This is a genomic window from Mesorhizobium sp. LCM 4576, from assembly GCF_001854815.1.
Classification (GTDB): Bacteria; Pseudomonadota; Alphaproteobacteria; order Rhizobiales; family Rhizobiaceae; genus Mesorhizobium; species Mesorhizobium plurifarium.
Window position 1 is genome coordinate 1 of sequence record NZ_MDDT01000071.1, and the last position, 12778, is coordinate 12778.

Below are 12778 nucleotides of genomic sequence, written 5' to 3' on the forward strand. Positions count from 1 at the left end.
TCCGTTTCCGGCAATCACTTGATCCTTGGTGAGGTCGTAGGCATCAGCCGCCGCTTCTCTCAAGCCGATGTTGTCGTGTTCTGGATATAGATACTGCTGCTCGAGGGCGGCAATTGCACTTTGCATTACGACTTCCGGCATCGGAAATGGATTCTCGGTCGTATGCAACCGGACGCAGCTATCGTCCAATGAATGGCGATCGGAGGGCAAAGGCTTTAGTTCCCCTGGCACCTGCGAAAACGACGAAAGCACGCTTTTTAGTTTTGTTCCCGACATATCCTCTCCAGTTGACATGAGGGCTCAATCATCCGCCCTCAACTTTCTAGTGTTTTGCTCCCCGCCAATTTCGCTACCTCCAATTTATAAGTTGAAATGTCACATTTTATCTGAGGTAATTCAAAACCCGATTACCTCGTATAAGAAAAATTCTTTTTCTTCTATTGTTAGCAAAATTGTGCCATCGACTTCATCTTGATCCGCGCGATTGTTTTAAAGGTGGCACGATGATACCGTCTGTTTCTAAGGCCATGCTTCGCTTACGCATGCCTCGCCATTTGTTCATCGACAAATTGGAGGCTGGTTGCGAACCGGCGTTTAACTGCGCCAGATTGCTTTTCAACGACGGCTAATGCGGCGCCACAGTATTTCTACCGCTCGCGCCAATAGCCGGCCAGGACCTCCCGATCCTCGTACTGGATTTCCGGGGTCGACTCGTTTGAATCTCTATGATCGACACGGTGCCGGTGAAGGGTGTTCCACGCAAAAAACTCGGCGCACATTGATGAACGTTGTTTGCTCAAGCGCGATTGGTCTGCCGTCAGCGCGTTTGTTTTCATCAATCCGTGAGTCCTCGCTTGGTGTCTGCGGCTCGCCCGTGCTGTGGTGGTGAGCGATCCGGCGACGAGACGAGTCGCAACGAGGCGGCCTCACTTGGCGGCTGCGGGACGGGTGGCTGGCCGGCCAATGTCTCGGCAAGATGATGCCCTGCAAACGCGGCTTCCAACTGCGCCTGATCCAATTCGCCTTCCCAACGGGCGACTACGAGCGTTGCCACGGCATTGCCGATGATGTTCGTAAGGGCCCGGCACTCGGACATGAAGCGGTCGATGCCGAGGATCAATGCCATGCCAGCCACCGGAACGGACGACACCGCAGAAAGAGTAGCGGCCAGTGTGACGAATCCGGCGCCGGTAACCCCCGCCGCCCCCTTAGAGGAAAGCATAGCAACGAGCAGCAATAGGATCTGATCGCCGATCGAGAGATCCGTATTCGTCGCCTGGGCGATAAACAGGGCCGCGAGCGTCATATAGATGTTGGTGCCGTCCAGATTGAAGGAATATCCCGTCGGAATGACCAGACCCACGACTGAACGCTTGGCGCCAGCCTTCTCCATCTTCTCCATGAGAGTGGGCAGCGCGGCCTCCGAGGAGGACGTTCCAAGAACCAATAGGAGCTCTTCCTTGATGTACCGGATGAGAGAAACGATCGAGAAGCCATTGAAACGGCAGACTGCGCCGAGAACGACAAACACAAAGAGAAAGGCCGTGAGGTAGAACGTCCCGACAAGCATCGCGAGATTGACGACGGAGCCGATGCCGTACTTGCCGATTGTGAATGCCATGGCGCCGAACGCGCCGATCGGGGCAGCCTTCATCAGGATCCCAACGAGTGCAAAGATCGGCACGGTGAGAGCCTGGAGCAAGGAAGTGATCGGCTTGCCCATCTCTCCAACCATCGCGAGCGCAATGCCAAACAGGACCGAGAAGAAAAGGACCTGAAGGATGTCGCCATCTGCAAAGGCCGCCACAATCGTGGTCGGAATGATGTTCATCAGAAAGCCCGTCACGGACTGCTCGTGGGCCTTTGCGGCATAGGGATTGACGGCTTGGATATCGAGCGAGGCCGGATCAATGTTGAGGCCGGCGCCTGGTTGAACGACATTGGACACGATGAGGCCGACGATCAGTGCCAGCGTCGAGAAGGTGAGGAAATAGACCATCGCCTTGCTGGCTACCCGGCCGACCTTTTGAAGGCTGTGCATCTCCGCGATGCCGGTCGCGACGGTCAGAAAGATCACCGGTGCGATGATCATCTTGACGAGCTTGATGAAGGCGTCACCAAGCGGCTTCATGTTTTCGCCGATTTCGGGGTTGAAATGGCCGAGCACGACGCCCAGGCCGATGGCGGCAATCACCTGTACATAAAGCCGTGCATAGAAAGGCTTGCGAGGCGCGACATTTGCGTTGGGGCCTTTTGGGGTCAACATAAATCTCTCTCCCAGACCGGATCTCGGCACTGCCTCTCCTCCCCGGGTTATTCCCGGCCGCTGCGCTCCGGTCGAACGCTGCTGCGCTGTTCGTCRCAAGACATATGCCAAACGGATAGGCCGAGCGGATCGCGCAATTTCGGATGTTTTCAGGGAGGTTGAGCCCCATCCACTTGTGTGAATTTCCGCACTGGGCGGTTCCATTTGGCGAAATCCAGCACTAAGGTGGCGAACGCGGTAGTAAACGACGGCATCAGCGAGGGTGGCTTGCATAAGGCCCCGTTCAACTTCCCTGGCAGACTGGGCACCGGCAGATTTCTCTGGCTTGCGGTTTTGTTTGCACTTCTTGGTGCCGGGCTCGGCTTTTTTGTTCTTGCAGCCGGCCGTATTGCCGGCACCAAAGCTKCGTCAGACCTACGCGATCGTGCTCTTGCCGCGCGCCCACTTGCAGCCGACACTTTGAAAGGAGATGTCGAGAAGCAGCGATTGATTCCGCGCGTCTTGGCTCGTGACGGTGCGGTCCAGGAGATACTTCGCAGTCCGGGCACTGGTGGGGAAGCTGCCCTGGATGAAAAGCTTCGAGCCATCGCGCACGAGGCCGCCTCTTCGGTCATCTACGTCATCAACAGTGAGGGGACGGCGGTTGCTGCGAGCAATGCCGGCGAGCCCACCAGTTTTGTCGGCCGCGATTACCGTTTCCGTCATTACTTCGTTGAAGCCATGGCGACCGGCATGGCCACGCAATACGCACTTGGTACCGTTAGCAAGCGCCCAGGCCTCTTCTTGTCGAGCCGGATCGATGGACCGGAGGGGCCACTCGGCGTCGTCGTCGTGAAGGTCGAGCTCGACCGTGTGGAGTCGAGCTGGCGCAAGAGCGGGTTCGTGGTCTTCACGAGCGACGAGCGGGGCGTCGTCCTTTCAACGAGCGTGCCTCAATGGCGTTTTGGCGCTCTCTCGCCRCTTTCCAAAAAAGAGGCAAAAATCGCGCGCGATCATCTGCAGCTGCCTGGCGCGGCGTTCGAGCCAGTTCCGCTTTCGCACCGCGGCGGCAACCTGGTCACCGCAAGTACCGTCGACAAGGAAGCCGGCTTTGTCACGGTTTCGCAGGATCTCGGCAAAGTGGTCCCAGGTTGGCGGCTGTCACTGCTCATTCCTGCCGATGCAGAGATTTCCGCAGCGATGATGACAGCCCGCGCGACAGCACTGCTTGCCCTCGTGCTCGTGGCATTTGCGGTTGCCGTTATTGTTCGACGGCGCCGGGCGATCCGACAACGACAGCAGGCGCTTGCGCACATGAACGCGGAACTGGAACATCGCGTCAACTTGCGTACGGCAGAGCTCCGCCGCTCGAACGAAGCGCTCGCAGCTCAGATAGCCGAGCGCGAGAATGCCGAGGCAAGGGTGCGCCGGTTATGTGAAGAACTCTCTCAGGCAAATCGCCTGTCAATTCTTGGACAGATCGCAGCCGGAGTTGCTCACGAGATTAACCAGCCGGTCACAGCAATTCGCACCTATGCCGAAAATGCATCGCGTCTTCTGCGGGGCGACAGGCCGCAAGAAACCGCCAGGAATTTGAAATCGATCATCGCTATAACGGGACGTATCGGGGCGATCACCGAAACGCTGCGGTCGTTCTCTCGCCGCGCAACCGGTTCCGTGGGGCCAATATCTGCGGAGGACGCGATCGACGGGGCGCTTTCGTTGCTTTCGGGCCGAATCCGCGAATCTGGAGTGACGATCGAACGGCAACGGACAGATCCGTCTCCGACGGTGGTGGCAAGTTGCGTTCGGCTGGAGCAAATCCTGGTCAATCTCTTGCAGAATTCGCTCGATGCCCTGAAGGGCCTGCCGGAGCCGCGGATCGAGATAGCACTTGCTCAGAACAAGGAAACAGTCACCATTTCGGTTCGAGACAACGGTGCCGGCCTCGCCCCTGAAATTCGCAAGAGCCTCTTCATGCCATTTACCACAAGCAAGGAAAAGGGGCTCGGCCTGGGCCTGCTTATTTCAGAGGAAATCGCCCGCGAGCTCGGCGGCTCGTTGCGACTCGATGCCAGCGACGAGAGGGGTACTTCCTTCACCATCGAATTGAGGCGTGCCGAATGAGTGGCGAAAAAGGGCCTGTCATCTTCGTTGACGATGACGATGATCTGCTGCCCGCTGCAGGGCAGATGCTGGAACTTGCCGGCTTTAGCCCCATCGTCGTCAATTCCGCCGAGGCCGCACTCGCCAGAATCGACGAGAACTTCAATGGTCCCGTCGTCAGCGACATCCGCATGCCCAGAATGAACGGGCTTCAGCTCTTTGACCGGGTGAAAGCAATCGATCCGGACATCCCTTTTGTCCTCATCACTGGGCACGGCGACGTCGAACTCGCCGTTGCCGCCATCAAGGACGGCGCTTACGATTTCATCTCCAAGCCATATGACACCGAACGGCTTTTGGTGACGCTGAATCGCGCTTCCGAAAACCGGCACCTGGTCCTGGAAAACAGGCGCCTCAGGGATGCGGTCGTCCGATCCGCGGGCGATATGCCTCTCCTAGGGAACGCGCCGAGTATGACATGGCTGCGAGAAACGATTCGACAGATCGCCGATACGGATGTTGACGTCCTTGTGGAGGGTGAAACCGGCACGGGTAAGGAGGTGGTCGCGGATTTGCTTCACCGCTGGAGCAGACGAAGCACCAAGCCATTCGTGGCTTTGAACTGCGGGGCGCTGCCCGAAAGTGTCATCGAAAGCGAACTTTTCGGCCACGAAGCAGGCGCTTTTACCGGTGCGCACAGGCGCAGGATCGGTCGCCTCGAATACGCGAATGGCGGCACGCTATTCCTCGACGAAATTGAGTCGATGCCGCCTGCACTCCAGATAAAACTGCTAAGGGTACTCGAAACCCGCCAGGTCACGCCACTCGGAACCAACGAAACCCGCAGCATCAATGTTCGTGTCGTAGCTGCGACAAAGGTTGATCTGAGCGATCCGGCCGCCCGCGGTGACTTCAGGGAAGATCTATATTTCCGTCTGAACGTCGTGACGGTCAATATTCCGCCTCTTCGCGAGCGGCGTGAGGACATCCCGATCCTCTTTGCGCATTTCCTGGAACGAGCGTGCAAACGCTTCGGCAAGCCAGAGTGGGAGATAACCGCGGCCGCGCGTAATCATCTGATGGGCCATGATTGGCCCGGCAATGTCCGCGAACTCGCGCATTTCGCGGATCGGGTTGCATTGGGACTTGAAGGGGCGCGGAATTCGCTCCCTGGAAAAAGAGGCGATGAATTAAGTCTCTCTCTTTCCGAAAAGGTTAGTCTTTATGAGGCGGCCGTTATCCGCAACGCATTGCGGGAATGCGATGGCGACGTGAGGAGGACGACCGAGTTTCTGCAGGTGCCCCGCAAAACCTTCTACGACAAGCTGAAACGCTATGGAATAATTCCGGGCGTGTATCGAAGCAGCCGCGATTGTTCGAAATCTTCTTGAACTCGCCCGTCRCCGAAAGGCTGCTATGGTATGTGGGCGCCGGGAAAGTTAAGCTGCTTGCGCCCAACAAAACACTTGCCGGTGCGGATACGTCAGGGGCGCGCTTTGACGGATCGTCTCGTGAGACGGGGGCGCCTGATGATCGGGCAGTTTGGGGGATCAATCCCTTTTGGCTCCGAGACCTGAAAGACCTCGTGCTGCATATCTGTTCTTTCGGTCGATGCGTGATCAGCAGTTGCGTCGAACTGCCAACGAGCATAATCGCCGAATCCGGCCAAGAAGGAGTCTACTGCGACATCGCCGGCATCAACGCAGACTGACATATTCTGTCAAATTCCGTGACCCGTCCTCTATGTTCCCCATGACTTCCTGTTAGACTCGAATCATGACCAAGCGCCCCACAATTGCAGATCTCGCCCGCGAAGCCGGGGTTAGCGTAGCGACCGTCGATCGGGTTTTGAACGGCCGTCGACTGGTGAGGGAACAGACCGCACGACGGGTCTGCGAGGCGGCCCGCGCCATCGGCTACAACGCAGCTGGTCTGATGCAGCAGCGCGCGCAGCGGATTTTGCCGGAGTACCGATTAGGCTTTATTCTCAGAATGCCGGCCGAGCATTTCTATCAGGATTTCGCGCGAGAGATCAAAGCTGCTGTCAGCGCGGCACAGTCCTTCCGGGGCGTTCCAGTCGTTGAATTCGCGCCGTCGCATAGGCCTGGCGACCTGGTCGAGCTGCTCGAGGACATGGGTGAACGCTGCCACGCGATCGCGATGATGGCACCGGATCATCCAACCGTCACGGCAGCTGTCGAAGAACTCAAATCGAACGGAACCCCGGTTTTTTCGCTGCTTTCCGATTTTGCCGCCGGCGTGCGCGAGGGCTATCTGGGCCTCAACAACCGCAAGGTTGGACGGACTGCCGCCTGGATGTTTTCCAAGGTTGCAAAAAGGCCGGGCAAGGTGGCGGTCTTGGTCGTCAGCCATCGTTTTCAGGGTCCCGAATTGCGAGAAGCCGGCTTTCGGTCATACTTTCGTGAGAAAGCGCCGATGTTCGAGGTGCTGGACACGCGCTTGAACGTCGATACGCGGCAAACCACGTACGAGGCCACTCGCGATATCATACAAAGCGAATCCGAACTTGTCGGCTTGTATGTCGCCGGCGGCGGCACGGAGGGCGCCATCGCTGCACTCCGGGAAGAGGGCGATGGTCGGGATCTCCTGGCGATCGTCAACGAGATCACGCCAGAGTCGCGAGCAGCACTCGCGGACGACATCATTACGATGGCGGTTGCCACGCCCCTGCGCCTGCTTTGCCAGGAGTTGGTGACGCTGATGGCCAGGGCAATCGAGACAGGCACTGCAGAGACGCCATGGCAGACGTTCTTGCCGTTTGAGATTTATCTGCCGGAAAACATTTGAGGCGAGATTCGCTTTCTTTGAGCGGTTCRCTCACGACAGAGCATAACAAATTCCACCATGTCTCATCACCGGAAAACGTTCATCAGACTCAGCTCCCGTGTTCTTCTCGTACGGGTCTCGACGTGGCCTCTGGATGAAACTGGAGAGCCGCATAACTGCGCTACCACACGCCATTATCAGGCTGATGTGAGGAGCTGACCCACAAAGCCCACGACGATAATGATTGTCTGGAAATCAGAAAGACGATCCCCAATCCGCGATTCGGCGGGTGGGTGGTCGACTGCATACAACAATAGATGATTGAATGTGCAACAGCCAAGGCAATCACTTCTGCCATGGTGAGAGAAAAAGTTGCCCTTCAATCGTGATGCAGCTACCCCTCGATCCACGGTGTGGATGATTTCCATCGAAACAATTGATTTTTCGAATTTTCTGAATTGGGGCAAATCTCGATCTGACTGGTTTCAAAGCACGTCGAGCACACGTATGCAAATGGCGCTCGTTGGCATGGAAGTGACGTCCAGACTTCGGAATTCGGTGACGCGAGGGAATCAACCGATAGGATGAAATCACGGTTGTCTTCGTCACTGCCGTGGCACTCTCATTTTAGCAAAAGTCACCTCTATATCAGGTAGTCCATGCCGCGATATTTGCGAACCGATATTCAGGCCTTGCGAGGCTTGGCCGTTCTTCTGGTTGTTCTTTATCACGCCCGTCTTGGGCCGGGTGCCGCAGGTTATCTTGGCGTTGACGTTTTTTTCGTCATTTCGGGGTTCCTGATCACGGGCCTCGTCAGGACGCATGTTGAGCAATCACGGTTCAGTTTTTGGGATTTCTACTACCGGCGTGCCAAACGCCTGTTGCCGGCGGCCTATTTCGTCATCGCGGTCACGACGATCGCTGCGCCTTTCTTCCTGTCGGAGGTGGAGCTGAAAGGGTTCCAAAACCAGGTTCTCGGGGCCCTCACATTCACTGCCAATATCGTTCTCTGGTTTCAGTCCGACTACTTCGGTAGCGCGGCCGAAACGAAGCCCCTCCTGCATTTCTGGTCGCTGGCTATCGAGGAGCAGTTTTATTTGCTCCTCCCTGCCTTCTTGGCCTTGGCTCCGAGGAGATGGTGGCTGACCGGTGTAGGCGTGCTCCTCGTTGCCAGCTTCTCGCTATGTCTTTATTTAGCCTCCCGCGATCCATCCGCCGCATTTTTTCTTTTGCCGGCCCGATTTTGGGAAATGGCCCTGGGTTCATTCGGTGCCTTGCTTCCCATCAGCCCCAACGTGGCTGCCAAGCTTTCGAAGCTGCGCCTACCGGCGCTCACATTGCTTCTCTTTATTGCCGTTGTCCCCATTGGTTCCCCTCATCCGGCCGCGGGTGCGGCTGTGGTTTGTCTCGCAACGCTGGTCCTCCTGCTTGCACCCAGTAAAGATAATGTGGCGGTTCGAGGCATGGCGAGGATAGGAGACGTCTCGTACTCGCTCTATCTGATCCATTGGCCGGTGCTCGGCTTTGTCCGGGCCGCTTGGCTCGCAGATACACCTGCCCTTGCGATCTATGCGGCAGTTGCTTTCTCATTTGTCGCGAGCTGGGTTCTTCACCGTTTCGTGGAGGAGCCGTTCCGGCGCGGCTATGCGACGTCCCGTTTACGGCTGTCTTCGGGTCTCCTCGCTGTATCGGTTCTGCTCGGCTTGTCGCCCTCGCTTGCCATTGCGGCGACCCAAAGCAACATTGACTTTGCCTATATCCGACGGATCAACGAGGGTTTGGGACCGGCGTGTGATTTCAGGCCCGGATCGCCTCCTCAGGAAATCCCTCGCAACTGCGAAACGACCGACAAGCCCGAGTTGCTGGTCTGGGGTGATTCATTTGCCATGGCGGTGGTTCCCGGCTTGRCCAAGACAATCGGAGAAACGGGACTGGCTCAGCTCACGATGAGCGCGTGCCTGCCTGCTGTCGGAATAGCCGGTTTCTCAAAGCCGTCGACAGCGTCGCCCTATTCCCGCGCCTTCGGCGAGAGCTGTATTCGCTTCAATGACAGCGTTTTGCGTATCTTGAAAGCTCGGCCCGAAATAAAGACCGTTGTCATTTCAAGCCCGTTTGGCGTCGCGGCGCCGGATCAATTCATGCTGCTTAAGAGGACCAAAGGTACTTTCACCGAGGTCAATCTTTCCATTGAAGAGGCCGTTGATGGCATCAAGGCTCTCGTCGAAGCCGTTCGCGCCCTGGGCAAGCGAGTGGTCGTTCTTGCTCCTCCACCGGTTGGGAACATCGACATCGGTGATTGTCTTGAGAGGAAGGCACGTGGAATTGTTATTGTCGGGCGTTACAGCGACTGTAAAATATACGTCGCACAATACCGCAGAAGTCAGTCCAGCACTCTTGAGCTCTTGAATCAAGTGGCCTTGAAGGCTGGCGTAGAGGTCATTTCTTATCACGACTTTCTGTGCGACGGCACAGCATGCAAGACGGAGATCGATGGCAAATTTCTTTACCGGGACAGCGGTCACCTTTCCTATGATGGATCAGAGATAATCGCTCGCCGGACAAGACTTGCCGAGAGGCTGGTTGCGGCTGYGCGTTAGAGCTGATGAGATGGTTTGATGCAGCCAGATTCGTCTCGTGGTTCGAAAGCTGGAGGGTGAAGCTTGGTTAGCTTGGGCCCAATTTCGGGACCCGATCAACTCGCTGGATCGTGCGTCCTCGCAATGGCCTTTTTTTCAATTGGAAGAGCATCAATTCGCGTTAGGAAGGGAAAGCAATATGGACCGTCGTCACCTGATCAAAGGGTTCGCTGCACAGGGCGTTTGCCTCATCTGCGCTGCGGCCGCGCGGGCGGATGGGGCCCATTGGGGATACACTGGTCAGGTGGGGCCCGAGCACTGGGCCGATCTGGACAGGAAGAATTTCGTCTGTTCGGCGGGTACGCAGCAGTCACCTATTGATATTACCGACGCCGTCAAGGCCGACATGCCGCGTATCTCAGTAGATTGGCACAAGGGCCCCTGCAAGTTGGTGAATAACGGGCATACCATTCAAATCAATACGCCGGGAGGCAGCACGCTCACCCGCGGGGATCGTACTTTCGAATTGATCCAATTCCATTTTCATACGCCAAGCGAGCATCGCATAGCTGGCAAGAGTTTCCCGATGGAAGCRCATTTCGTTCACAAGGACACAAAGAGCGACAGCTTTGGCGTCCTGGGAGTCTTTCTGAGACCAGGCGCGACAAATGCCAGCTTTGCAAGCCTGGCAGCAGTTTTTCCTGCGCGRCCAGGCGCGTCAATGGCCGCCGATATCGATCCCAGCGGGCTTCTCCCGGCCTCGCTCAGCTACTGGACCTATGAGGGATCATTGACGACGCCGCCCTGCACCGAGAGCGTTGAATGGATGTTGGCAAAAGAACCGGTAGAGGTCGACGCTGCGGATATTGCTCGATTTGTCTCGCTCTATCCCCACAACGCTCGGCCTATCCGTTCACCTAATCGGCGCTTCATCCTAGACATCAATTGAGGCCTTGGAATGCGGCAATAAGGAACGTTGACCGGCAGAGGAGGCGGCCGCAGAACGCGAAAGGGGACCGCCTTTGTTGCCCATCCGACGAAGATGAAAGTGACCGGACCATCGCGGCCGATATAATCGCAATGCAGGCCGGCTTGCTAACGCGCCAGCGATGTGTAATCGGCACCGAGCACATTTCGTCCAGAAAAATTTTCGGACCGCAGACTTCCGGCTCCGGGCATGATCGCCTGCCCATAGGGCGAGGCTCTATTGGTTAAGGCACCGCCACGTCCGCGATGGGAGCCCCGGGCTAATATAAACCGGGTCGGCATGGACCCACTGCTACAGGTCCCCACCGATCCCAGATGCGGCAGCGCCCAGTCTCAGCGCCGTTGGCTTTTCGGTGGAGGCCCTCTTCGGGATCGGCCGTTGAGGCGCGCGTATCGTCCGACCACATTTAGCCTCGAAGTTCGATCGCTGTTGCGCCCCACCGGGATAATGCGTGGTCGCAGGCGCGTTCCGCGCGGCAGCATCGGCATCGTGTCGTACCGCATCTCGCGGCGGCCTGTCTGAGCCCCTCCCCGTCTCTCAACTCCTTATGGTAGTTGTGACTCACCGAAGCCAGGCATAGCCGCCTCAAAGGCGGCGCCCGACATGTTCTGTCGGGTTTGTCGAGTTCACGATAGGGGCCTCTTTAGCCGATCTCTAGCTCTTCTCCAGGCTAATCGACTGAAAAGAAACCACAAAACTCCTTCTACGACTCGATCGGTCAAACTGGCATGAATCTTGACCATCTCTTTTGTCAGGCGGGCAGCAGGCTGACTGTCGTGGTTCATGGCACGGGCAGCCAAGATGGAGGGTTGGAGCAAAGCGATACTTAGGGCTTGCGCACGCGTGCTCTTAGCACGGCAAGATATGCGTGCACGGAACGTCCGAATAGCCCTGCAATACAACATCGCTCTGGGCGACACAGCGCACAACTTCATGGATTCAGAATGAACCGCCACACTATTTCAACCGCCAGTACTCGCATTCTGTGGTATAGGCGTATGTTCATCGCTGAAAGATGCCTGATTTCCTTCGCGATGGGCATCTTTGCGCTGCTTCCAGTTTACCTGTTGTCGATTGGGCGAGACGAGATCTTCTTTGGCTCGATCTCGGCAGCAGGCATGGCGACCGCCATCTTAATCGTCTTGATCAGTCCTTCGCTCACCCGGCACTTTAGCGTGCGAAGGCTTGCACCTATCGGCGGCCTCCTCTATGCAGCGGGGTGCGCGACCATCCTCCTAAACGAGTTTTCGGGGGTGCGCGCGACCCTCCCCTACTTCCTGAGCTACATGCTGCAATCGGGTGGATGGGCGCTGCACTTCACCGTGGGCTCGATCTGCATTGCCGCCCTCTCAAGCGATGCAGACCGGTCATCGAGTTTCATGGCCTACTCTGCATTCTCAACCTTAGGGGTAACCTGCGGACCTCTGCTAAGCAGCCTGCTTGCCCGGTTCACCGGCTTGGGCACGCTGGACATGTTCATTCTGGCAATGCTTGCGGCGACGGCAGCTTCCGCATTGTCATCGTGGGCAGCGCAGCGTGCGGCGAACATCCGCGACGCCGATATTCCCAACCACGCCTCGCTTGCACGGGAGCTTTTCACTCTTCTCTTCAGCAATTCCGCAATGTTTTTTGTACTCGTACTGCTGTCGRCAAGCATTTACACCACGTTGATAAACTTCCAAGCTCCATTTGCGAACAATTCCGGTCTTCGGTATGAAATATTTTTTGGCTCTTGGGCGATAGCCGTAGTCGGCTCCAGGTTTGCAATTGGTCCGCGCGTGAGCCGCGGTGCGGCCGATCGGATCTTGCCGCTACTCCTGGGCGGGATGGTTATTTCGCTTCTCGGTTTCCACTACTCTCCGGGCCATCCTGTTATTTACGCGGTGGGATCGCTGGCGACCGGCATAACCTACGGGCTATCGTATCCCCTGATGCAGGCAGAAGCTGTCCGCGTGACTGCGCCGCAGTCCCGAACCTTGGTGCAGATCATCTTCAGTCTTTCCTATTTCCTTGGCTTGTATTTCTTCCCTTTCGCTGCCGGCATCGTCTCGGTTCACCTGGGGTACAATACACTGA

The 12778-nt window shown here is 57.0% G+C and carries 7 protein-coding genes and 1 pseudogene; 6 read left to right on the forward strand and 2 right to left on the reverse strand.

Annotated elements, in window-relative coordinates; genetic code table 11:
- Both LCM4576_RS36445 and LCM4576_RS31385 read right to left on the reverse strand, forming a co-directional pair.
- Nucleotides 1-276, reverse strand: a pseudogene (locus LCM4576_RS36445) (histidinol-phosphate aminotransferase); the annotation flags it as partial.
- A gap of 559 nt (nucleotides 277-835) precedes the next feature.
- The gene (locus LCM4576_RS31385) at nucleotides 836-2266 is read right to left on the reverse strand and encodes a dicarboxylate/amino acid:cation symporter (RefSeq protein ID WP_040971424.1); all 1431 of its coding nucleotides are present in this window, start codon (nucleotides 2264-2266) and stop codon (nucleotides 836-838) included.
- A gap of 252 nt (nucleotides 2267-2518) precedes the next feature.
- Here LCM4576_RS31385 and LCM4576_RS31390 point away from each other — a divergent pair, with 252 nt between their 5' ends.
- The 6 genes from LCM4576_RS31390 to LCM4576_RS31415 all read left to right on the forward strand — a co-directional run.
- Nucleotides 2519-4372, forward strand: a complete 1854-nt coding sequence (locus LCM4576_RS31390) for an ATP-binding protein (protein ID WP_244510969.1) — start codon at nucleotides 2519-2521, stop codon at nucleotides 4370-4372.
- Nucleotides 4369-5742, forward strand: coding sequence for a sigma-54 dependent transcriptional regulator (locus tag LCM4576_RS31395; protein WP_071036249.1), 1374 nt, complete (start codon nucleotides 4369-4371; stop codon nucleotides 5740-5742). Before LCM4576_RS31390 ends, LCM4576_RS31395 begins: the two co-directional genes overlap by 4 nt.
- A 385-nt stretch (nucleotides 5743-6127) precedes the next feature.
- Nucleotides 6128-7159 carry a LacI family DNA-binding transcriptional regulator gene (locus tag LCM4576_RS31400; protein ID WP_071036250.1) on the forward strand — a complete coding sequence of 344 codons (1032 nt, stop codon included), beginning with the start codon at nucleotides 6128-6130 and terminating at the stop codon, nucleotides 7157-7159.
- A 638-nt stretch (nucleotides 7160-7797) separates the two neighbouring features.
- The gene (locus LCM4576_RS31405; protein ID WP_071036251.1) at nucleotides 7798-9735 is read left to right on the forward strand and encodes an acyltransferase family protein; all 1938 of its coding nucleotides are present in this window, start codon (nucleotides 7798-7800) and stop codon (nucleotides 9733-9735) included.
- A 178-nt stretch (nucleotides 9736-9913) separates the two neighbouring features.
- A complete protein-coding gene (locus tag LCM4576_RS31410; protein ID WP_040971420.1) occupies nucleotides 9914-10663 on the forward strand; it encodes a carbonic anhydrase in 750 nt (249 codons plus the stop codon).
- A gap of 1037 nt (nucleotides 10664-11700) precedes the next feature.
- A partial coding sequence (locus tag LCM4576_RS31415) for an MFS transporter (RefSeq protein ID WP_071036252.1) occupies nucleotides 11701-12778 on the forward strand: 1078 nt, incomplete at its 3' end.

Excerpts from the sequence above, each read along its gene's own strand:
- LCM4576_RS31395 (WP_071036249.1), top strand. The coding sequence starts at position 4,369 with ATGAGTGGCGAAAAAGGGCCTGTCATCTTCGTTGACGATGACGATGAT.
- LCM4576_RS31385 (WP_040971424.1), bottom strand. The coding sequence starts at position 2,266 with ATGTTGACCCCAAAAGGCCCCAACGCAAATGTCGCGCCTCGCAAGCCT.
- LCM4576_RS31400 (WP_071036250.1), top strand. The coding sequence starts at position 6,128 with ATGACCAAGCGCCCCACAATTGCAGATCTCGCCCGCGAAGCCGGGGTT.